Origin of the sequence: Microcella frigidaquae, assembly GCF_014200395.1 — a bacterium.
Classification (GTDB): Bacteria; Actinomycetota; Actinomycetes; order Actinomycetales; family Microbacteriaceae; genus Microcella; species Microcella frigidaquae.
This window is the reverse complement of sequence record NZ_JACHBS010000001.1, coordinates 446,840-467,025: the sequence shown is the minus strand read 5'-3', so window position 1 is coordinate 467,025 and position 20,186 is coordinate 446,840. Positions and strand designations below refer to the sequence as shown.

The following is a 20,186-nucleotide window of genomic DNA, read 5'->3' as shown; positions in this document are numbered from 1 at the left end:
GGAAGGACCCCATGAGCGACCTCATCGTAGCTGTCGACGGCCCCGCCGGCAGCGGCAAGTCGAGCGTGAGCCGCGAGGCGGCCCGCCGCCTCGGCTTCGCCTACCTCGACACCGGCGCAGCCTACCGCGCGCTCGCCTGGCACTGCCTCGACGAGGGGGTCGATGTCGAGGATGCCGTTGCCGTCGCCGCGCGCGTGCCCGGTTTCGACTACGCCATCGGCATGAGCCCCGACCGCTACTTCGTGCGCGTGGGCGGCGAGGACATCACCCCCGACATCCGCGAGCCGCGCGTCACGGCCGTCGTGAGCGCCGTGGCGCGCGTGCCGGAAGTGCGGGCGGGGCTCACCGAGCTGTTCCGGCGGCTCGTCGCCGAGCGCCCCGAGCCGGGCGTGATCGTCGAGGGGCGCGACATCACGACCGTCGTCGCCCCCGACGCTGCGGTTCGAGTTCTGCTGACGGCCACCCCGGAGGCTAGAATGGCCCGTAGGTCGGCCGAGCTAGGCGCGAAGCCGACCGAGTCGATGACGCAGCAGCTCGCTTCTCGCGATGCGCAAGATCTGAAGGTCGTCGACTTCATGAACGCCGCCGAGGGCGTCACGACCCTCGACTCGACCGAGCTCGACTTCGAGCAGACGGTGCAGGCGTTGATCGACATCGTGCGCGCCCGGCCTTCCGCCTAGGGGAGGCGGCGCGGAACACGCCTCCCCGGTGGGGGAGGAGAACAGGGGAGGAACCCCGACATGACCGCTGACCAGAACCCCGAGACCCGCGCCGACGCCCGTGACCACGACGCCGCGCGCGATCACAACGCCTCGCTCGCCGCCGATCGCTCCGCCGGCGGGCCGGGAACGTTCGTCGAGCCCGACGCCGCGTCGCTCGAGGCCGCCGAGGCCGTCGCCGCGCGCCTCGCAGAGCTCGACGACGACCTCGCCGACAAGCGGGCGGATGCTCTGCGCGCCGGCCTCGCCGACTACGACCTCGACGACGACGACCTCGATCTGCTCGACGGCGCCGAGCTGGGTGAGGACGGCATCATCACGATGCCCGCGCTGCCGGTGCTCGCGATCGTGGGCCGCCCGAACGTGGGCAAGAGCGCGCTCGTGAACCGCATCCTGGGCCGCCGCGAGGCGGTCGTCGAGGACACGCCGGGCGTGACCCGCGACCGCGTCACCTACAAGGCCGAGTGGAACGACAAGAAGTTCACCCTCGTCGACACCGGCGGATGGGAGCCCGACGCGTCGGGCATCAACGCCTCGGTCGCCGCGCAGGCCGAGGTCGCCGTCGACCTTGCCGACGCCGTGCTGTTCGTCGTCGACGCCATCACCGGCATCACGGCGACCGACGAGTTCGTCGTGAAGATGCTGCGCCGCTCGAAGAAGCCGGTGATCGTCGCCGCGAACAAGATCGACGACGCGCGGCAGGAGCCGGAGGCGGCCGCACTGTGGAGTCTCGGGCTCGGGCAGCCGTGGCCGGTCTCGGCCCTGCACGGTCGCGGCGTGGCCGACCTGCTCGATCACGTGCTCACCGTGCTGCCGGAGGTTTCCGCCGTGGCGAAGCAGGAGTTCGGCGGTCCCCGCCGCGTCGCCCTGCTCGGCCGCCCGAACGTCGGCAAGTCGAGCCTGCTCAACAAGGCGGCGCGCGAGGAGCGCGTCGTCGTCAACGAGCTCGCCGGCACCACGCGCGACCCCATCGACGAGCAGATCGAGCTCGGCGGCAAGGTGTGGCGCTTCGTCGACACCGCGGGCATCCGTCGTCGTGTGCATCTGCAGCAGGGTGCCGACTTCTACGCCTCGCTGCGCACCGCGGCCGCGCTCGAGAAGGCGGAGGTCGCGGTCGTGCTGATCGACGTGACCGAGCCGCTGAGCGAGCAGGACGTGCGCATCATCGACCTCGTGCTCGAGTCGGGCCGCGCGCTCGTGCTCGCGTTCAACAAGTGGGACCTGCTCGACGACGACCGCCGCCGCTACCTCGAGCGCGAGATCGAGCAGGATCTGCACCACGTCGCCTGGGCGCCGCGGGTCAACATCTCGGCCCGCACGGGTCGCCACCTCGAGAAGCTGGTCCCGGCCCTCGAGGTCGCGCTCGAGTCGTGGGACACCCGCATCCCGACCGGCAAGCTGAACGCGTTCGTCGCCGAGCTGACGGCGGAGCATCCGCACCCCGTTCGCGGGGGCAAGCAGCCGCGCATCCTCTTCGCGACGCAGGCGTCGACCCGTCCGCCGACCTTCGTGCTCTTCACGACCGGATTCCTCGACCCGCAGTACCGCCGCTTCATCACGCGCCGCCTGCGCGAGGTCTGGGGCTTCGAGGGCACCCCGATCGTGGTGAACATGCGAGTCAGGGAGAAGAGGCAGCGCTAGACGATATGGGTCTTCGGTCTGGTTCTTGAGGCTGGGGCCTCGATTCGCGTATTCGTGGGTTGCCAGCCGTTGAGGGCTGGCCTGTCCACCAGGCGAATGGAGGCCCCAGTTGAGAATCCAGCGTACGAGCGTCGGTCTGGACGTGCACGCCCGCAGCGTCGTGGGATGCGCGATCGACGAGGACACTGGGGAAGTGATCCGTCACCGTTTCGGCTACGACCCCGCGGCAGTGCTGGAGTGGGTGCGGAGCCTGCCGCAGCCGGCAGCGGTGACGTATGAGGCCGGGCCGACCGGGTTCGCTCTGGCCCGCTTGTTCACCGCCGCAGGCATCGAGTGCCTCGTGGCGGCGCCGTCGAAGTTGCAGCGCCCGGTCGGGGAGCGAGTCAAGACCGACGCCAGGGACGCGATGCATTTGGCAAGACTGCTGCGACTGGGAGAGATCGTCGCGGTTGCCGTGCCCACGATCGAGCAGGAAACCGCACGCGACCTGGTGCGAGCACGAGAGGACAATCGGGGTGAGCTGATGGCTGCACGGCATCGGCTCTCGAAGCTGCTGTTGCGCCACGGGATCATCTATGACGGCAAGCAGGCGTGGACCGGCGCGCATGATGCCTGGCTGCGCCGGCAAAGGTTCGACCATCCCGGACTGCAGGCCGCGTTCGATGCCGACTACGAAGCAGTGCAGCAGGTGCGCGCCCGCAAAGACCGACTCGACGCGATCATCGAGCAGATGGCCGCGACCAGCAACTACGCGCCCGTGGTGCGACGCCTGGGGTGCTTGCGCGGGATCTCGACCTTGACCGGGTTCGGCCTCGCGGTCGAGATCGGCAACTGGGAGCGCTTCACCGGATCCAGCATCGGCGCGTTCGTCGGGCTGGTGCCCTCAGAGCACTCCTCCGGACAGTCACGCTCGCAAGGCTCGATCACCAAGACCGGCAACACTCACGCCCGCCGCCTGCTGGTCGAGGCCGCCTGGCATCACCGCAAACCCTATCGGCCCGGAGCGGTGATGCAGGCCCGGTGGGCTGCCGCGCCCAGCCTCGCCGTGTCCCGCGGCGACGACGGCAACCGGCGCCTGCATCAGAAATGGCAGCACTTCACCGCACGCAAGAAGCGGCCCACGATCGCGAACGTCGCCATCGCCCGCGAGCTCGCCGGCTGGTGCTGGTCCCTGGCTGTGATGCCCGACTGACCTGGGCCCCCTGACCGGTCGGTTCAGACGGCAGGTGACGGCAGCGCGAGGAGCGACCCGCGGAACAGCTATGAGCAGCCCGCCCGAAGGGCAGGCGACGCTCGATCCTAGACAAGCGGAACCGCTCCAGCCGAACAGCACGTCCTGCGGTAACCAACCCGCGCATATCAGTCTGACCGCGCGTCGCCCACGACACGCACGACACCCACACCGCCCGCGCCGACCACACGAAAGAGCGCCCGAAGCATGATCACTCCGGGCGCTCTTTCCCCTGCCACTTGACAGGAATCAGTCACATATCAGCTGTAGTTCCTAGGGACGTTGTTCATGCCGCCGCGAGGACGGTCATGGGCGCCTTGTGGCCGAGGGAACCGTGGGGTCGCTGAGTGTTGTAGTAGCGCACCCATTCTGGCAGCACCGCTCGTCGGTGGTCACTGTCGCGGTAGGTCGCCGCGTACGCCCATTCCCGCAACAGCGTCTGGATGAACCGTTCGGCCTTGCCGTTCGTGCGCGGCCGGTACGGGCGCGTGCGAATATGCACCAGCCCCACCTCGGCGCACGTTGCCGCCCACAGCCGGGAGACATACGCGGACCCGTTGTCGGTCATCACCTCCTGCACGATCACGCCATGCCGGGCGAACCACGCGATCGCGCGGTGCAGGAACCCGACCGTGGTCGCAGCCGTCTGGTCAGGCAACACCTCCACGTAAGACAGTCGGGTCGCATCATCGACGGCGACATGCACCGCCTCCCAACCGGCTTTCCGACTGCGTCGGTCTGCTCCCTGGCCGAGGGCGCGTTTGCCGGGGCGGCGGAAGCGGCCCAACGTCTTGATGTCCAGGTGGATCAGCTCCCCGGCATGGCGACGGCAATACCGGTTCGCCGGCTCGACGGGCTCCAACTTCGACAGTCGGTTCAACCCGACGCGGGCCAGCACCGCGCAGACTGTCGAGACCGCCATCTGCAGGATCGCAGCGATCGTGGACGCCGTTTTGCGCAGTGTTCGCAGGCGCACGATGGCCGCTTCAACACTGGCTGGGGTCTTCTTCGGGGACGACTTCGGCCGTGACGACCGGTCAGCGAGGGTTTCGCCGGCATCGAACCGGGCCAACCATTCGTAGGCGCGACGTTCGCTGATCCCGCCCGCGAAGGCCGCGTCGGCGACCTTCCAGTTCAGCTCGCGAACGCGTCGACACAGCAGTCGTCGACCTTCAACAGACAAACGGGCATTAGCGTGAAGTTCCATCGGGCTCCTTCAGGTGAGAGCGACTAGACACCCTCAAGCCTGGAGGAGCCCGACCTGAACAACGTCCCTAGGAACTACAGCTAGCGCTGCCCGCAGAGGCCATTTCTGGCCTCTGCCCCTGACTCGCCGGGGCCCGTCTCGGGCCCCGGGGCGCGAGAAGAGGCACCACCACGCCCGCCACCGCGCTCCGTCCCGTGGTCCGTCCGCCGTGCCTGCCCGCACGCCGCGCCCGTTCGCCAGCCCGCACTGTTCCCGCACGCCGTGCCGCACTGTTCCCGCACGCCGTGCCGCACTGTTCCCGCACGCCGCGCCGCACTGTTCCCGCACGCCGCACCGCACCGCGCCTGCACGGCCCGTCGCATCCCGCCGGGGGCGGTGACCGGGTTGTGCTCGCCGAGACTTCCAGATCTGCGGATGCACCTGACACGCTTTCATGTCCATCCGCAGATCTGGAAGCACACGGCATTCCGTGCCTGCGGCCTTCCGCAAGGACGGAGCGGGTGAAGCTGTTTCGGTGCGTCCGTCGTCGTGGAAGGCGGCGCTGGCGTGGCGGCGGTGCCGGTGGCGTGGCGGGACGGACGGCCGCGCTACGAGGGGACTCCGGGTCAGGCGCGGCGCGGGGCGGCGAACTCCGTCACCACGCCGGGATGCTCGAACGGGGTCGCGAGCATCGAGTCGGGTGCCCGGCGCGCGAGGGAGGGGAACCCGGCGGCGGCGAGCAGCCCGTCGTCGAGGTGCAGCAGCTCGGCGTCGACGAGGGGCCACGGCTCGTGCGCGTTGCGCGCGTGGATGGTGCGGCCGAGGTGCCGCTCGTGGAACCCCCAGCGCGCGGTGAGGAAGCGACTGAGCTCGGAATCCACCGGGGTCGCGCCGGGACGGGCGACGATGTTCGTGCCGGGGTGGGTGCCTGTGCGGCGCCGGGCGCGATACTCGAGAGTGCCCGAGCGGGTGCCGGGAGCGTCCGGTGCACCGCCGAGCGGGTCGAGCGTCACGGTGCGAGTGGCACGCATCCACTGATACGGCAGCCCGAAGAGGGCGCGGGCGGCGAGCACGCTGGGCAGCCGCTCGGCGTCGAGCGACCGGAACACCACGCCGCGCCGGCCCTGCTCGTCGACGGAGTAAGTGCGCACGTTGATCTCGATGAAGGTTCCGGCATGGGGTACGGGCGGCAGCGGCAGGAAGGCGTGGTCGCTCAGCACGAAGGGGATCAGCCCGACCCAGGCGCTGCCGTCGTGCACGTCGGGGCGGGTTCCCGGTGGCAGGAACGGCGCGACCTCGCTCGGGTCGATGCGCCAGTGCAGGAAGAGGAAGTCGCTCCAGCGCTGCCGGATCACCGCGCGGCCGGGTAGCGGCGGCGCGACGCGGGAAATCGGGTCGGCACTGATCGGGTCGGCGGGCATCCTCCCATCATCCTCGCCTAGCCTGGGCTCACCATGACCCACGACCCCCTGTCGAGCACGCCGCCGCCGCTGCCGAGCGGCGCCCAGCGCGACCCCGGCGACGCGTGGGTCGAGGGCCCCGAAGGGCAGCGCTACTGGGGCCGCTTCGGTGCGGCCGGGCTGCTGGCGTGGCACCCCGAGGCGGGCATCTTGCTGCAGCACCGTGCCGTCTGGTCGCACCACGGCGGCACCTGGGGCCTTCCCGGCGGAGCCCGCAAGCAGGGCGAGTCGGCGCAGGCCGCCGCCGTGCGCGAGGCGGGGGAGGAGGCCGGCGTGCCGGCCGATGCCGTCGAACCGCTGTTCGAGAGCGTTCTCGACCTCGGCTTCTGGTCGTACACCACCGTCGCCGTGCGGGTGACGCGCCTGTTCGCGCCGATCGTCGCCGATGCGGAGAGCGTCGCCCTGCGCTGGGTGCCCATCGACGAGGTGGATGCTCTGCCGCTGCACCCCGGATTCGCCGACTCCTGGCCCGCGCTGCGCGCGCGCCTCGGCTAGGCCTCGTCGTCGGTGACCCGCGCGGCCTCGAGCCGCTTGAGCGTCTCGAGCGCGTCGTCGGCCGCGTCGCGGAACGGGTGCAGCACGGTCGAGATAGTCTCGTCGACGAGGGCCTGCCGGTAGGCGTGGGCGGCGTTGTCGGTGTGCACGGTGACGGCGATCGGGCAGGTCGCGCCCGCGCGCCGCAGGGCCGCGGCGAGCACGAGGTTGGTGTCGACGTCGGGCACCGTCGAGATGATGAAGCGGGCGTGGGCGAGGGGCAGTGTCTCCGGAAACTCCGGGCTGCGGGCATCGCCGAACACGACGTCGACGCGGGCGTCGAGCGCAGCATCCGTCACCGCCACCTCGGCGAACGGGTCCCACTCCACCAGCAGCACCCGGCAGTCGTCGGCGACGAGCTCGCGGATCAGCTGGCTTCCGAACCGCCCGTTGCCGAACACGATCGCGTCGTACTGTTCGGCCGACTCGACGGATGCGGGCCGCAGGTGCCGCCGCTGCAGACGCGACAGCCACGGGTCGAGGCGGTCGGCGATCGGGATCGCGTAGGGGATCAGGTAGCTCGAGCCGGCGATCGTGATGAGGGCGACGAGGGTGACGAGCCCGACGACACTGTCGTCGACCAGGCTCAGGTCGCGGGTGAGGGCGATGAGGATGAGGCTGAACTCGCTGATCTGCGCGATCGCGAGCCCAGCGAGGAATCCGACGCGGGCGGGATAGCCCATCGCGCTCATGATCGCGATCATGATGATCGGAGAGCCGACGAGTACGAAGATCGACAGCGCGATCGCGAGGGGAACCTGGGCGCCGATCGCGGCGAAGTCGAGCTCGGCGCCGAGCACGATGAAGAAGAACAGCAGCAGGAAGTCGCGCAGGCCGATGAGGGAGGCGTGCACCTGCTCACGGTAGCGGGTGGAGGCGAGCGCGAAGCCGGCGAGGAAGGCGCCGACCTCGATCGAGAACCCGAGCACGTCGGTGAGGGCGGCGATGCCGATCGCCCAGGCGACGCTCCAGACGATCAACAGCTCGGCACTCGTCGCGACGCGGTCGAGCAGCCAGGGCAGCACCCACCGCATTGCGACGGCGATGCCGACGAGCAGGCCGCCGCCGCCCAGCAGGATGCGCAGAGCTTCGGCGCCGACGTCGAGACGGGCGCCCTCGGCGGCGCCGGTGCCGAGGCTGGTGAGCACGATCATGACGACGATCACGACCACGTCTTGCACGATGAGCAGCCCGAGCGCGACGCGGCCGTGCAGCTCGTCGAGCTGGCGCTGATCGCTGAGCAGCTTCACGACGATGATCGTCGATGAGAACGTGATCGCAACGCCGACCACGGCGGCCGCGACGAGGTCGAGCCCGAACAGCAGGGCGATGCCGAAACCGGCGACGGCGGTGACGACGATCTGCCCGATGCCGGTGGCGAGGGCCACGGGCCCGACCGAGCGGATGAGGTTGACATCGAGCTTGAGGCCGACGAGGAACAGCAGGATCGCGATGCCGATCTCGGCGAAGAGGTCGAGCGCCTCGGCCTGATGCACCCAGTCGAAGCCGGTCGGGCCGACGATCACGCCGACGACGATGAACCCGATGATGAGCGGCTGGCGCAACCGGTGCGCGATGAACGCGACGGCGGCGGCGAGCACGAGGATCAGCCCGGTAATGCCGAAGGTGTCGAGCTCGAGGGGCATGGCACCATCCTGCCCCACCGGCGAGGGATGCCGCGGCTCAGTCGCCGATGGGCCACCAGGGTGGCAGCACGAGGCGCCAGCGTCGTGCGAGCTGACGACGATCGCGCGGTTCGGGGGAACGCAGCCAGACCGCGATGACGGCGACCGCGGCCGCAGCGATCGTGGCGGCCGCTGTCTCGGCCACGGCCTGGGGGTCGTCCTCGGGCACCTCAGGCGGCGTCACGGCCCCGTGCTCGATGAGCAGCCGCACCGAGTGCGCGAAGTGCTCGGCGAGCATCGCCGAGAGCCCGGCCGTGCCGCGGTCGAGCTCACGCGCGTAGACCGCACCGTGCCGGTCGACATGCGCGAAGACCTCGTCGGCCGACGCGGCGGTCGCGCTCAGGATCGTCTCGGCGGTGGCCGGCTCGATGAGGCGACGGCGGATCTCGTCGAGCTCGGCGCGCAGGGCCCCGCGCAGGATGTCGCTGGCATCGCATCCGTGCTCGTAGATCGTCGAGCGGTGCACGCCCGCGGCGGCGGCGAGGGCGCTGCCGGTGATGCGCTCGACGGGACGGTCGGCGGCGAGCTCGAGCACCGCGGCGTGCAGGCGCGCCCGGGAACGCTGCCAGCGGGGGTCCGCTGGGCGGGCATCCGGCTCGACCGCTGTCACGCGCTCATCGTACGGCGGAATAGGTGCGGCCAGGAGTACGCTGAACTAGTAAACCGACAACTGTCGGACAAATGCCGGATGCGCGACCAGAGCTCGCCGACCCGGCCGAGGGAAGGGAACCCATCATGAACGCGCAGCAGTACCGCCTGCAGAACCGCACCGCCCTGGTCACTGGAGCGGCGAGCGGCATCGGGCGCGCAACGGCGCTCCGCCTGGCGAGCGAGGGCGCATCCGTCGTCGTCGCCGACGTCGCCGACGAGAAGGCCGCGGCGGTCGTCGCCGAGATCGAGGCGGCGGGCGGTACCGCGCTGGCCGTGCACCTCGACGTCACGGACGAGGCGAGCTGGGCATCCGCGATCGAGACCACCGTCAGCCGCTTCGGCGGGCTGGGCATTCTCGTCAACAACGCGGGCATCGGCGACACGGTGCCGGTCGAGCAGAGCACCACCGAGGAGTACCAGCGTGTCATCGCGATCACCCAGAACAGCGTCTACTTCGGCCTGAAGGCTGCCGCCGAGGCGCTCAAGGCGAGCGGCAACGGTGCGGTCGTGAACGTCTCGTCGATGTTCGGCATCGTGGGCGGCTTCGGGGGCTCGCCGGCCTACGCGGCCGCGAAGGGTGCCGTGCGCACGCTCACCAAGTCGGTCGCGCTCGGCTGGGCGACGGCCGGTGTGCGGGTCAACTCGATCCACCCCGGATTCGTCGACACGCCGATTCTGGGCGACGTCGATCGCTCGATGCTCGCGCAGACCACCCCGATGGGCCGGATCGCCCGGCCGGAGGAGCTCGCCGCGGCGATCGCCTTCCTCGTCAGCGACGATGCGTCGTTCATGACGGGCTCGGAACTCGTCGTGGACGGCGGCTACACCGCGCGCTGATCGTCGGTCGGCAGCCGGAGCCTCCGCTGCACGATCGGGCGGTGGGGCTTCGGCCGCGCCACCTCGGTGAACCCCGCGGTGGCGAAGAGCGCGAGGGTGCCGGTGTTGAGATCGCCGGGGCTCGGTGCACGGCCGTGCGCGGGGTCGGTGTCGACCGGGTAGGCCTCGATGCGGGCGGCTCCGTGCGCCGCGGCGTGGGCGATCGCGGCGTCGAGCAGCGCGCGGGCGACACCGGTGCGCCGATGGGCGGGGGCGACGGCGAAGCACACGATCGCCCAGATCGCGGGGTCGCCGAGGTCGGGGTCGGGCGTGCCGTCGGCGATGAGCCGGGTGCGCGGGAGCCGGACGTAGTCGGCCCGGGGCGCGACGCTCACCCAGCCGACCGCCTCGCCGGCGCGACGGGCGAGCAGGCCGCGGGGGTGACCGTCGGCGTGGTCGGCCCTCGCCGCCGCCCGTCGGTCGTCGTCGGTGGCGGCCGCGTATTCGGCGTTGGTGGTCAGCCACCAGCGGCACCAGCACCGCCGTGATTCGCCCGTCGATGCCAGCACCGCCTCGAGCGCGCTCCAGGGCAGCAGCTCGGCGGGCTCGACGGTGATCAGGCCCTCCTCGCGCTCGGTCACGAGACCTCCAGCAGGGGCAGCATGCGCTGCGTCACGAGCGGGGCGACCGCGAGGTGAGCGAAGTCGCGGGGGTGCACCCAGAGCACGTCGACGATCTCGGCGCGGGGCGTGACCGCCTCGATGCCGCCGAGCGCGCTGAGGTGCGCGCGGAACACCTCCGCCTCGACGAGCATGCCCGCCTCGTTGGCGGCGGGAGCGGTGAAGGTTCCGAGCGGCTCGAGCGCCTCGGGATCGACGATGAGGCCCAGCTCTTCGTGCAGTTCGCGGGCGAGGGTCTGCGCGCCGGTTTCGCCCGGCTCGTACTTGCCGCCCGGCTGCATGAACACGCTCGTGCCCTCCTTGCGCACCAGCAGCAGCCGACCCATGTCGTCGACGATGAGCGCCGCCGCCACCTCGATCGCCGCGGAGCCCGCCATCTAGTGGGTGCTCCCGCCGGGCAGGTCGGCGTCGTGGTGGGGGCGCGTCGCGAGCGTCGTGCTGATGGCGATGCGGATGCCCCGCTCGAGCTCGTCGAGCGTGAACTGCGGGCTGCCCCCGAGCTGCGGCGTCGCCGGAACGTGGATGAATCCCGCCCGCAGCGGCCGAGCATCTGCTTCGCCGGTGGCCGATCGGTGCGCGGTGCGCTGTTCGACGAGCCCCATGAGCGCGTAGAACGCGTGGTTGCAGACGTAGCTGCCGGCGGTGAGGGAGACCTCGGCGGGGATGCCGGCGGCGGCGATGTCGTGCGCGATGGCCTTGACGGGCAGCCCTGTGAAGCGGGCGGCGGGGCCACCCGGCTCGATGGCCAGGTCGCGCGGCTGGTCGCCGTCATTGTCGGCGATGCGGGCATCCGCCAGGTTGAGGGCGACGCGTTCGGGGGTGATGGCGTGCCGCGTCTCGGCAAGCCCGAGCGCAATGACGATGTCGGGATCGTGCGCCTCGATCGCGGCGGCCAGCAGGGGAGCGGCCCGCGCGAACGAGACCGGCAACACCTCGGCCACGATGCGGCAGTCGGGATGCCCGAGCTCGGCCAACCGCCGCGCGAGCTCGCCGCTCGGGTTGACGGGGGCGCCGGCGAACGGCTCGAACCCGGTGACGAGCACCGTGGGGTGTGCGCGGGTGTGGTCGGTAGGTGGCGCGACAACGCTCATGCGACCACTGTGCCACGCCGAGGGCCCGCGGGGACGACGCTCCGCTCACGAGGCCCGCTCACGAGGCCCGCGCGCCTGCCACCGTGCCCGCCCGCACCTCTGCCCGTGCGCCTGCCAGCGCATCGCTGAGCGCGCGACTCCGACTCGGCATGTCGAGGGGTTCTGGCGGGTGCTCGCCCGGCGGCGCCCCCGGTCGCGCACTTGTCGGCCCACCCGGCAGCACGCCGGGCGGATGCAGCAGGTACTGCGGCCCGGCCCGGGTGATCTCCCAGCCGTTGTTGTGCGCGAGCAGGTGGTGATGCCGGCAGAGCAGGATGCCGTCGGCGACGTCGGTGCGCCCACCGTCGCGCTGCCAGTGCTCGATGTGGTGCGCCTCGCACCAGGAGGGCGGACGCTCGCAGCCCGGCCAGCGGCACCCACCGTCGCGCGCCGCGAGGGCGAGGCGCTGGGCGCGGCTGAACAGTCGCCGCTCGCGCCCGAGATTGAGCGGCTGGCCGGCGTTGTCAGCGGCGGCGTCGATGAGGAGGGCGACCGTTCCGGCGCCGCAGGCGATGCGTTCGACGGTCGCGAGAGACACCGGGTCGTGCTGCCCCTCGAGAAAGCCGCGCCCGCGCCGCGCGTCGAATTGCTCTGCGGCCACGAGCACCCGCACGCCGATCGGCCCGTCGCCGAGCAGGTGCGCGGGGTCGGCGGCGACCCCTTGGCGGAGCAGCTCGACAAACCCGTCGCTCGCCCGCTGGGCGTCGGTGCGCTGGACGTCGGTGCGCTCGTCGCCGAAACCGTCGGTCTCGGCGGAGGCGCCGCCACCATCGTCGAAGCTCGGAACACGCCGCTGCGGAGCCGTCAACCGGTCGTACACCTCGCTCACCAGCGCGAAGCTCTCGGGGTCGAGCGTCCAGGACGCGTAGCCCATGCCGTCGGCGCGTCGCCCGATGCGCAGCGACCGCTGCGCCCGTCGGGCTTCCTCGCGCTCGGCCACTCCGTCGACATCGCTCGAGAGACGCAGTTCGAGGTCGTCGCGTGCCGCGCGGGCTTCGCGCTCGGCGCGGTCGGCATCCAGTCGACCGACCGACTCCACCAGCACGGCGCTTTCCGCCGCGAGCAGTTCGGCCGACACGTCGCCGCCCGGCTCACCGAGCCCGCGCCGCAGGGCGTCGGCCACCGTGACGCTCACCCGCCCGTCCAGAACCGCCGACGCTACGGGGTCGAGGGTCGAACGCGGGTCGACGAGTGTCGCGCCCACGCGCACCGCGGTGCGGGCATCCGCCCGCCGTGACCCGGTCGTGACGGTGACGAGCTCGTCGGCTGTACGATGCCCGGTGCGCTGCGCCAACCCGGACGCCCCCAGCTCGTGCGCCGACCGCCGCGCGATCTCGCCCGCCAGCAGCGACACGTGCAGTTGCGCGAGCCGCACCTCGTCGGCGGCCGCGCGGGTCAGGGCGAGCAGCGCGTCATCACCGAGGGCACGGAACGGCTCGAGGGCGCGGGGGACGCGCTCCAGAGCATCCACCGCCGCCGCGAACGCGGCCTCCACCTCGATCTGCACGAGTCGAACATACGTTCGACCACCGACATCGTGCACGCCGCATCCACAGCCCCGATCGAGCGGGGGATGCGGGGCTCAGGCCCCCTGCTCGCCGTCGCCCGGCGGCACCATCCGGTCGCCGCGACCGCTCGCCGGCGGCTTCGGCATGCCGCCCGCCCAGAACAGCACGGTTCCGACGAGCAGGAAGGTGATGCCGAGCGCGAGGTTGTCGGGGGTGACCGCCGTGAACACGACGCCGATGCCGAAGAAGGTGATGCCGATGGCGAGCAGGGCGGCTCGGGCGGCCTGCCGCTGCGCGGGATCAGGCGTCGATGCCGGCGTCGGCTCGGCCTCGTTCTCGGGATGCTCGCTCACGCCACCCACGATACGACCCGCCCCTCCCCGACAGGCGTAGCATCGCGCCCATGGCCGCCCCGCCGCCGACGCCTCCCGCCGCCGCTCCCGCTCCCGCCCCAGGCCCGAGCGCGACGCTCGACCCGCGACGCGCCCGCCTGGTGCTGATCGTGGTGAGCGTGGCGCTCATGACGGTGGTGTCGGCAGTGAGCGGCCTCAACGTGGCCCTGCCGAGCCTGGCGCGCGCGACAGGTGCGAGCCAGACCGAGCTCACCTGGATCGTCGACGCCTACACGGTGATCTTCGCCGGACTGCTGCTGGCCTCGGGTGCGATCGGAGACCGGCTCGGCCGCAAGGGCATCCTGCTCGTCGGCCTCGCGATCTTCGGCGCGGCCGCGGCCGCCGCCGCTTTCGTCGAGACGCCCGAGGCGCTCATCGCCCTCCGTGCGGTGATGGGCATCGGCGCGGCGGCGATCATGCCGACGACGCTGTCGGTGATCACGACGACGTTACCGCTCGAGCAGCGCGGCACGGCCGTCGGCGTCTGGGTGGGCGTGGCGGGCGGCGGGGCCGCGATCGGAGTGTTCGCGTCGGCGCTGCTGCTGCAGTGGTTCGAGTGGCCGGCATTCTTCTGGCTCAACGTGAGCCTCGCGGCCGTCGGCTTCGTGGGGACGATGCTGGTGGTTCCGCCGGGTCGTGACGAGCATCCACCGCGTTTCGACGGCCTCGGTGCGGTGCTGAGCCTCGTCGCGGTCGGCGGCATCGTGTTCGGCATCATCGAGATTCCGGAGCGCGGTGGCGACGACCCGCTCGCCCTCGGGGTGCTGGCCCTCGGCCTCGCCGCCCTCGTGGCGTTCGTGCTGTGGGAGTGGCGCACGCCCGCCCCGCTGCTCGACCCGCGCCTGTTCGCGGTGCGCGGCTTCGGCATGGGCAGCCTCTCGCTGTCGGCGCAGTTCTTCGCGGCGTTCGGATTCTTCTTCGCGGCGCTGCAGTACCTGCAGTTCGTGGCCGGGCTGAGTCCGCTGTGGGCGGCGGGGTGCCTGCTGCCGATGCCGTTCATCCTCATCCCGCTCGCGCGGTTCTCGCCGCGCCTGGCCGAGCACTTCGGCTACCGCCGCGTTGCGCCCGTGGGCCTGCTGCTGATCGCCGCGGCCTTCGTGGTCTTCAGCCGCCTCGAGGTCGAGCTGAACTACGCGGTGTTCTTCACGGGCATCGTGCTCTTCGCCACCGGCATGGCGCTCTCGGGCGCTCCCTCGACGACGGCGATCACGCGATCGTTGCCCGCCGGTAAGCAGGGTGTGGCGTCGGCGGTCAACGACACCGCCCGCGAGTTCGGGAGCGCACTGGGCATCGCGGTTCTGGGCAGCATCCTCACCCAGACCTACAAGGCGGGGGTGCAGGATGCGATCGCGGGCCTCCCGCCCACGATCGCCTCGGCCATCGAGTCGTCGATCGCCTTCACCCAATCTCCCCGGGTCGCCGAGTTCGGAGCCGCCGCCGAGCCCATCATCGCCGCGGCCAAAGAGTCGTTCCTCGACGGCGTCACGACGGCCCTGCTCGTGGCGGCCGGGGTGCTCGCCGTGACGGCGGCGATCACGGCGACGTTCGGGCCGCGGCGGGTCGCCGCCGCGCCCGACGCCGCGCCCGCCGCCAGCGCTGCCCCGACCTCCTGACGAACGCCGGCGGTCACCCGACGCGCGTGAACTCGCGCCCGATCGCGGCGGCGACCTCGTCGCGCACGCCCGCCTCGGCCGCGAACGACCCCCACGCGTCGAGCGCCTGATCGATTCGCCGCAGCGCGGCCTTCGCGCCCGGCACGGCGAAGCGGTCGGCGACGGCGAGCAGGTCTGCTCGCGTGATGTCGGTGAACCGGCCGCCCACGCTCATGAGGTGCTGCCGCAGCCAGATGTTGTCGGCGTCGCGCGCGTAGGTGATGTCGTAGGCGGGGCTCAGCTGCCAGTCGCCGTCGGGCGGCAGCAGGAAGGCGTGGTTCTTGCTGTGGTCGTCGTGGTTGGCGGCGGCGACGTTGAACGCCATCCGCCGGAAGATCTCGGTGCGGTCGTCGTCGCTCAGGCCGAGCGCGGCGGCCGCGGTGAACAGCTGCGCATAGTCGTTGGTGCCGCGCAGGGTGAAGTCGACGGCCGCGAGTCCGCACAGCGACTGCAGGTGCCAGCGCTCGGCGCCCTGCGCCGTCAGCACGCGGTCGAAGCGCCGCGTCAGAAAGTGCGCGCGGCCGTTCTCGGCGAGCAGGCGTGTCTCGGGCATCCGGATGCCGGCGGCGCGCGCCATGAGCGAGTACGCGTATTCGATGCGCGTGTACTGCTGCGATTCGCCGAGCTGGTGGTCGGCACCGACGCCGTCGAACTTGAGCAGCCACGAGCCTTCGCCGGGGCGGGGGAGGGCGTGCCCGGGGCGGATCTCGCCGGTGGCGTCGTCGATGGTGACGACGGCTTTGGCGCGGGCTCCGCCGGCGCTCGTGCCGACCGAGATGATCTGCCGCAGCGCGTCGGCCGAGTGCCGGTCGTTATCGAGGGTGCCGCTGACGGCGGCGCGCGCTGTTTCGATGAGGGATGCGAGCTCGAGCGCGGTCGGCACCGGTGCCGCCGGGCTGCGGTCGGGAACGAATTCGAGCGCCCCCATGCCGCGCGACCCGAGGTAGGCGAGCCGGTCGAGCGGCGTGATCTGCGCGCGGTCGATGCCGTCGGCGGCGAGCCAGGCGTCGATGATGCTGTTGCCGAAGCGGTCGGGCAGCGCGTCGGCGATCATCGGCGGCAGGCCCTGGAACGTCTCGCGCCCGAGCCCCGGAAACCGGAACACGCTCGTGCGGCTGCCGAGCGGCATGAGCAGCGGGCTGAGTTCGACCCCGCCGCGCCGCCACGCGGGCGTGTACTGAAAGCCATAGGCCCCGCCGACCTCGCTGATGGCGCCGACGGTCTGCCCCCACACGCGCACTTCGACGACGCTGACCGGCTGGTACACCGCGGCTCAGCCTCCCACTCGTCGGGCACGCTTCGGTGCTGCCGTCGCGCGCCGTGCCGCCGCGAGTGCCTCGAGCGGCGTGGGCCCCTCGGGCGGCAGCAGCGCGTCGAGCACGTCGAGGCGATCGAGCGCCCGCAGCACCGCGAGCAGCGTGTGCAGCCGCGACCCGCGCCCCTGCTCGAGCCCCTGCACCGCCGACCGCGACACGTTCGCCCGCTCGGCGAGCCCCGCCTGGTCGTACCCCGCCTCGATCCGCAGCCGGCGCACGGCATCACCCACTCGACCCTCCCACTCGTCGAGCGTCAGCATCGCGCCTGTTTTTTCACTCATTAGCCCCATTTTGCGCGCCAATGCCTGAAAAAGCAATCACCGCTCCGGATGCTCCCTCCCCGCCCCTCGACGTGCATCACCCCACCGCCCCAACCCGCTAGACTCTCTCTTCGTGCCCGCGTCTCACCGCGGCCACGGGCTGTGGCGCAGCTTGGTAGCGCACTTGACTGGGGGTCAAGGGGTCGCAGGTTCAAATCCTGTCAGCCCGACCAAATGAATTGAGGGGTTCTCAAAGAGAACCCCTCAATTCATTTCCCCGGGCAGAGAAGGGTGCACCTGCGAGCAGGTGGGCCCACAGCGCGCGAGGGGCCCCGAGCGCTGCGAAGCAGCGTTTGGGGGAGCCGCTGGGGACAAATCGAACCTGCCAGGCGGCACCCGGCAGCGAGCACCGCTCGCCGCCGCGAGCAGTCGAACAGGCGATCCCCACACTCCACCGAGTCTCCCGTCGATCCCGACTTCGACCCATTACCCTGACTCGAGAGCGAGAGGAGGCTGACTGTGGACACGCTCTACTTGACGCCGCTCTACACCCAGACGGAAGCAACTCGACTCATCGGCATGCCTCAGTCGACGTTCAACACGTGGGCTTCCGGCTACTCGACTCCGGCCGGCACGAGAATGCCGAGCTTCATCACAACATCCCGCCCTGGTCGCGGCTACACCGTTCCGTTCGTCGGTCTCGCGGAAGCCTGGATCGTACGTGCCTTCACGCGGGCGGGTGTGCCGGTGTCGCGCATCCGCCCGGCACTCGAGACCCTTCGAACCGAGATCGGTGTCGAGCACGCTCTGGCGAGTGACCGCCTGAAGACCGACGGTGCGGAGATCCTGTGGGACCTCCGGCGAAACGACGGCATGTTCGACGACAACCGACTCGTCGTGCTGCGGAACGGCCAGGCCAGCTTCGGCGAGATCGTTCGTGAGCATCTCAAGCGTGTCGATTACCGCGACGGCTTTATTGCCCATCTCAGCATTCTGAGAGCCGACGGTGCGGACATCACGATCGATCCCCACATCAACTTCGGGCAACCGACGTTGTCAAACTTCGGAGTACGGGTGGGCGATGTGATCGACCGCATTTCGGCGGGGGAGTCGATTGCGGAGGTCGCTGCAGACTTCAGTCTTCCGACCGAAACCGTTTCCCGACTGGCGCTGTCGGCCGCCTGAGCGTGGAAGACATGGGCGTGCGGTTCTTCACTGACCGCAGCCTGGGTGATCACGTCGTTCCTGAAGCGCTTCGGGCTGCCGGCTGGGTCGTCGTGAGCATGCGAGAGCGCTACGGCAATCTGACAGCGCAGTCCCTCGCCGACATTGACTGGATCACCGACGCGACCGCAGAGGGCGAAGTGCTTCTCACCGGCGATAAGGCGATCGCGAAGCGTCCGCTCGAGGCACAAGCGGTTGTCGAGTCAGGGGCACGGGTGTTCGCCCTCGGCAGCAGCCAGCTCACGGGTCCGCAGAAGGCGCAACGGTTCATCGACCAACAGCCCGTGATCGCTCGCCGCGCGCAGGGCCAGGCGGGCCCCTACGTTGTCAGCGTCACTGCCCGCGGTCTCGTGACCCTCAAACTCTTCTCCTAACTGGTTTCGCCTCCCTGTCCTCCCTCTCGCTCTTCGCTCGTCGTCCTGGTGTAATCACCCTCAACGAACGGAAGGCAGCCACGACCATGCAGTACCTCCTGCTCATCATCAGCGACCCCGCCGCCCCCACCTACGTCCCGGAGGAGGACAACATCGAAGAGTGGGTGGCCGACCTCGTGGCCCGCGGCGCCTCCGTCGTCGGCAACCGCCTGCGCCCGCCGTCCGACGCGACGACGGTCACGGTCCGCGACGGAAAGACGATCCTCACCGACGGCCCGTTCACCGAGTCGAAAGAGTGGATCGCCGGCTTCGACGTCATCGAGGTCGACAACCTCGACGACGCTCTCGAGATCGCGGCGGCTCACCCGATGGCCCGCTTCGGCCGCGTCGAGGTGCGCCCGGCCTGGCCGTTCGACGAGTAGCCCGGCACCCAGAAGCACACGGCTCCGGATGCCCAACCCCACGCCCGCGGCGACCGAAGCGAGCGCAGCTCTCGCCGAGGTCGTCGCGTCCGAGCGCCTGCGCATCGTGGCGACTTTGATCCGCACGACCTGCGACTGGGATCTCGCGGAGGACTGCTTCCACGACGCCGTCACCCGCGCCCTGACGACTTGGCCCGTGCGCGGAATCCCCGACAACCCCGCCGCCTGGCTGACGACGGCGGCGAAGAACCGCGCGATTGACCTGCTGCGCAAGGCCCTGGCTGAGCAGCGGGCGACCGAGCGCGCCGCCCACGAACCCCCACCGGAGCAAGAGACAGAGGAAGAGGAGGCAGACGTGATCGACACCTTCGACAACGACCGCCTCCGTCTCATCTTCACCTGCTGCCACCCGGCTCTCGCCATGGAGAACCGCATCGCCCTCACCCTCCGCACCGTGCTGGGCTTGAGCGTCGCCGAGACCGCGCACGTCTTCCTGGTGAGCGAGCAGACCATGCAGAAGCGCTTGGTGCGCACGCGCGCGAAGATCCGCAGCGCGAACATCCCCTACCGCGTGCCGCCCCCGCGCCTGCTGCCCGAGCGCATCGCCGGAGTGCTCGCCGTGCTCTACCTGCTTTTCACCGAGGGCTACTCCTCCGGCAGCGGATCCGACCTCATCCGCCCCGTCCTCGCCGACGAGGCGATCCGCCTCACGCGTCTCGTGGCCCAACTCATGCCGCAGCAGCCCGAAGTGCTGGCCCTGCTCGCCCTCGAGCTCTTCCAGCACTCGCGCGCAGCCACGCGCCTCGACGCCGCCGGAGACCTCGTGCTGCTCGAACACCAAGACCGCTCCCGCTGGAACGCCGATGCAATCACCGAAGCCTCTCGGATGCTCGCCGCAGCCGAGCACACCCTCCAGCACCTCGGCACCCCGCCCGGCCCCTACCTGCTGCAGGCCCAGATCGCCGCCGAGCACGCGACCGCCCCGACGGCTGCGGCGACGAACTTCGCCCGCATCGCCACCCTCTACGCCCACCTCAGCCAGGTGGCGCCGTCGCCCATCGTCGACCTCAACCGAGCGATCGCCGTGGCCTTTTCTGAGGGTCCGGATGCGGGCCTCGCCCTCCTCGACACCCTCGAGCTCGACGCGCAGTTGGGGGAGTACCACCTGCTTCACGCGACTCGCGCCGACCTGCTCCGCCGCTCAGGCCGCCCCCAGGATGCTCTGCCGCACTACCGTCGAGCCCTGAGCTCGCCCCCTCCGACCCAGTGCGCCGCTTCCTCCAGCACCGCATCGACGTGACAGTG

Annotated in this window: 21 protein-coding genes and 1 tRNA gene; 11 read left to right on the top strand and 11 right to left on the bottom strand. The window is 71.0% G+C overall.

Annotated elements, in window-relative coordinates; translation table 11 throughout:
- Nucleotides 1-11 precede the first annotated feature (11 nt).
- The 3 genes from cmk (at nucleotide 12) to BJ959_RS02240 (ending at nucleotide 3,552) form a co-directional block, all read left to right on the top strand.
- Nucleotides 12-680, top strand: coding sequence for a (d)CMP kinase (cmk, locus tag BJ959_RS02250; protein ID WP_153982747.1), 669 nt, complete (start codon nucleotides 12-14; stop codon nucleotides 678-680).
- Between the two features lie 60 nt (nucleotides 681-740).
- Nucleotides 741-2,360, top strand: a complete 1,620-nt coding sequence (gene der / locus BJ959_RS02245) for a ribosome biogenesis GTPase Der (RefSeq protein ID WP_183321839.1) — start codon at nucleotides 741-743, stop codon at nucleotides 2,358-2,360.
- Nucleotides 2,361-2,469: 109 nt separating this feature from the next.
- Nucleotides 2,470-3,552, top strand: coding sequence for an IS110 family RNA-guided transposase (locus BJ959_RS02240; protein ID WP_183321837.1), 1,083 nt, complete (start codon nucleotides 2,470-2,472; stop codon nucleotides 3,550-3,552).
- 325 nt (nucleotides 3,553-3,877) lie between these two features.
- Here the strand turns inward: BJ959_RS02240 and BJ959_RS02235 are convergent, their stop codons facing one another.
- A complete protein-coding gene (locus BJ959_RS02235) occupies nucleotides 3,878-4,798 on the bottom strand; it encodes an IS481 family transposase (protein WP_183321834.1) in 921 nt (306 codons plus the stop codon).
- Nucleotides 4,799-5,403: 605 nt separating this feature from the next.
- Nucleotides 5,404-6,198 carry a YqjF family protein gene (locus BJ959_RS02230; RefSeq protein ID WP_183321832.1) on the bottom strand — a complete coding sequence of 265 codons (795 nt, stop codon included), beginning with the start codon at nucleotides 6,196-6,198 and terminating at the stop codon, nucleotides 5,404-5,406.
- Between the two features lie 33 nt (nucleotides 6,199-6,231).
- Between BJ959_RS02230 and BJ959_RS02225 the strand changes: the two genes are divergently transcribed.
- Nucleotides 6,232-6,732 (top strand): NUDIX domain-containing protein, encoded by a 501-nt coding sequence (locus BJ959_RS02225; RefSeq protein WP_153980913.1) that lies wholly within the window; start codon nucleotides 6,232-6,234, stop codon nucleotides 6,730-6,732.
- Here the strand turns inward: BJ959_RS02225 and BJ959_RS02220 are convergent.
- Both BJ959_RS02220 and BJ959_RS02215 read right to left on the bottom strand, forming a co-directional pair.
- Nucleotides 6,729-8,417, bottom strand: coding sequence for a cation:proton antiporter (locus BJ959_RS02220; protein WP_153980914.1), 1,689 nt, complete (start codon nucleotides 8,415-8,417; stop codon nucleotides 6,729-6,731). The genes BJ959_RS02225 and BJ959_RS02220 overlap by 4 nt on opposite strands.
- 37 nt (nucleotides 8,418-8,454) lie before the next feature.
- Nucleotides 8,455-9,066, bottom strand: coding sequence for a TetR/AcrR family transcriptional regulator (locus tag BJ959_RS02215; RefSeq protein WP_153980915.1), 612 nt, complete (start codon nucleotides 9,064-9,066; stop codon nucleotides 8,455-8,457).
- A 125-nt stretch (nucleotides 9,067-9,191) separates the two neighbouring features.
- Between BJ959_RS02215 and BJ959_RS02210 the strand changes: the two genes are divergently transcribed.
- Nucleotides 9,192-9,944: an SDR family NAD(P)-dependent oxidoreductase gene (locus BJ959_RS02210; RefSeq protein ID WP_153980916.1), complete on the top strand. Its 753-nt coding sequence runs from the start codon at nucleotides 9,192-9,194 to the stop codon at nucleotides 9,942-9,944.
- Here the strand turns inward: BJ959_RS02210 and BJ959_RS02205 are convergent.
- The 5 genes from BJ959_RS02205 to BJ959_RS02185 form a co-directional block, all read right to left on the bottom strand.
- A complete protein-coding gene (locus BJ959_RS02205) occupies nucleotides 9,929-10,564 on the bottom strand; it encodes a GNAT family N-acetyltransferase (protein ID WP_165878959.1) in 636 nt (211 codons plus the stop codon). The two genes, BJ959_RS02210 and BJ959_RS02205, sit on opposite strands and share 16 nt — an antisense overlap.
- On the bottom strand, nucleotides 10,561-10,980 hold the full coding sequence (locus BJ959_RS02200) for an NUDIX hydrolase (protein WP_153980918.1): 420 nt from the start codon (nucleotides 10,978-10,980) through the stop codon (nucleotides 10,561-10,563). The genes BJ959_RS02205 and BJ959_RS02200 overlap by 4 nt, the downstream gene beginning before the upstream one ends.
- Nucleotides 10,981-11,694: a pyroglutamyl-peptidase I gene (gene pcp / locus BJ959_RS02195; RefSeq protein ID WP_153980919.1), complete on the bottom strand. Its 714-nt coding sequence runs from the start codon at nucleotides 11,692-11,694 to the stop codon at nucleotides 10,981-10,983.
- A 58-nt stretch (nucleotides 11,695-11,752) separates the two neighbouring features.
- Nucleotides 11,753-13,240 carry a DUF222 domain-containing protein gene (locus BJ959_RS02190; protein WP_165878960.1) on the bottom strand — a complete coding sequence of 496 codons (1,488 nt, stop codon included), beginning with the start codon at nucleotides 13,238-13,240 and terminating at the stop codon, nucleotides 11,753-11,755.
- 75 nt (nucleotides 13,241-13,315) lie between these two features.
- Nucleotides 13,316-13,594: a hypothetical protein gene (locus BJ959_RS02185; protein WP_153980921.1), complete on the bottom strand. Its 279-nt coding sequence runs from the start codon at nucleotides 13,592-13,594 to the stop codon at nucleotides 13,316-13,318.
- A gap of 50 nt (nucleotides 13,595-13,644) precedes the next feature.
- Here BJ959_RS02185 and BJ959_RS02180 point away from each other — a divergent pair, with 50 nt between their 5' ends.
- Complete coding sequence (locus BJ959_RS02180; protein WP_183321830.1) at nucleotides 13,645-15,246, top strand: MFS transporter; 1,602 nt, start codon at nucleotides 13,645-13,647, stop codon at nucleotides 15,244-15,246.
- Nucleotides 15,247-15,259: 13 nt separating this feature from the next.
- Here the strand turns inward: BJ959_RS02180 and BJ959_RS02175 are convergent, their stop codons facing one another.
- Both BJ959_RS02175 and BJ959_RS02170 read right to left on the bottom strand, forming a co-directional pair.
- Entirely contained in the window at nucleotides 15,260-16,552 is a 1,293-nt protein-coding gene (locus BJ959_RS02175; protein ID WP_153980923.1) for a HipA domain-containing protein, read from the bottom strand.
- Nucleotides 16,553-16,558: 6 nt separating this feature from the next.
- Nucleotides 16,559-16,882, bottom strand: coding sequence for a helix-turn-helix transcriptional regulator (locus tag BJ959_RS02170; protein ID WP_165878962.1), 324 nt, complete (start codon nucleotides 16,880-16,882; stop codon nucleotides 16,559-16,561).
- Between the two features lie 135 nt (nucleotides 16,883-17,017).
- Between BJ959_RS02170 and BJ959_RS02165 the strand changes: the two genes are divergently transcribed.
- From BJ959_RS02165 to BJ959_RS02145, 5 genes are all read left to right on the top strand, one after another.
- Nucleotides 17,018-17,094 (top strand) — tRNA-Pro (locus BJ959_RS02165).
- Between the two features lie 286 nt (nucleotides 17,095-17,380).
- The gene (locus BJ959_RS12930) at nucleotides 17,381-18,046 is read left to right on the top strand and encodes a DUF433 domain-containing protein (RefSeq protein ID WP_153980925.1); all 666 of its coding nucleotides are present in this window, start codon (nucleotides 17,381-17,383) and stop codon (nucleotides 18,044-18,046) included.
- An 11-nt stretch (nucleotides 18,047-18,057) separates the two neighbouring features.
- On the top strand, nucleotides 18,058-18,459 hold the full coding sequence (locus BJ959_RS02155) for a PIN-like domain-containing protein (protein WP_153980926.1): 402 nt from the start codon (nucleotides 18,058-18,060) through the stop codon (nucleotides 18,457-18,459).
- Between the two features lie 86 nt (nucleotides 18,460-18,545).
- Nucleotides 18,546-18,881, top strand: a complete 336-nt coding sequence (locus BJ959_RS02150; protein ID WP_153980927.1) for a YciI family protein — start codon at nucleotides 18,546-18,548, stop codon at nucleotides 18,879-18,881.
- 28 nt (nucleotides 18,882-18,909) lie between these two features.
- A complete protein-coding gene (locus BJ959_RS02145) occupies nucleotides 18,910-20,181 on the top strand; it encodes an RNA polymerase sigma factor (protein ID WP_221234915.1) in 1,272 nt (423 codons plus the stop codon).
- Nucleotides 20,182-20,186 lie beyond the last annotated feature (5 nt).

What these genes read in the sequence shown, in the direction of transcription:
- cmk (WP_153982747.1), top strand. Translation starts at nt 12, where the DNA reads ATGAGCGACCTCATCGTAGCTGTCGACGGCCCCGCCGGCAGCGGCAAG.
- der (WP_183321839.1), top strand. Translation starts at nt 741, where the DNA reads ATGACCGCTGACCAGAACCCCGAGACCCGCGCCGACGCCCGTGACCAC.
- BJ959_RS02235 (WP_183321834.1), bottom strand. Translation starts at nt 4,798, where the DNA reads ATGGAACTTCACGCTAATGCCCGTTTGTCTGTTGAAGGTCGACGACTG.
- BJ959_RS02230 (WP_183321832.1), bottom strand. Translation starts at nt 6,198, where the DNA reads ATGCCCGCCGACCCGATCAGTGCCGACCCGATTTCCCGCGTCGCGCCG.
- BJ959_RS02225 (WP_153980913.1), top strand. Translation starts at nt 6,232, where the DNA reads ATGACCCACGACCCCCTGTCGAGCACGCCGCCGCCGCTGCCGAGCGGC.
- BJ959_RS02220 (WP_153980914.1), bottom strand. Translation starts at nt 8,417, where the DNA reads ATGCCCCTCGAGCTCGACACCTTCGGCATTACCGGGCTGATCCTCGTG.
- BJ959_RS02210 (WP_153980916.1), top strand. Translation starts at nt 9,192, where the DNA reads ATGAACGCGCAGCAGTACCGCCTGCAGAACCGCACCGCCCTGGTCACT.
- BJ959_RS02200 (WP_153980918.1), bottom strand. Translation starts at nt 10,980, where the DNA reads ATGGCGGGCTCCGCGGCGATCGAGGTGGCGGCGGCGCTCATCGTCGAC.
- pcp (WP_153980919.1), bottom strand. Translation starts at nt 11,694, where the DNA reads ATGAGCGTTGTCGCGCCACCTACCGACCACACCCGCGCACACCCCACG.
- BJ959_RS02180 (WP_183321830.1), top strand. Translation starts at nt 13,645, where the DNA reads ATGGCCGCCCCGCCGCCGACGCCTCCCGCCGCCGCTCCCGCTCCCGCC.
- BJ959_RS02170 (WP_165878962.1), bottom strand. Translation starts at nt 16,882, where the DNA reads ATGAGTGAAAAAACAGGCGCGATGCTGACGCTCGACGAGTGGGAGGGT.
- BJ959_RS02155 (WP_153980926.1), top strand. Translation starts at nt 18,058, where the DNA reads ATGGGCGTGCGGTTCTTCACTGACCGCAGCCTGGGTGATCACGTCGTT.
- BJ959_RS02150 (WP_153980927.1), top strand. Translation starts at nt 18,546, where the DNA reads ATGCAGTACCTCCTGCTCATCATCAGCGACCCCGCCGCCCCCACCTAC.
- BJ959_RS02145 (WP_221234915.1), top strand. Translation starts at nt 18,910, where the DNA reads ATGCCCAACCCCACGCCCGCGGCGACCGAAGCGAGCGCAGCTCTCGCC.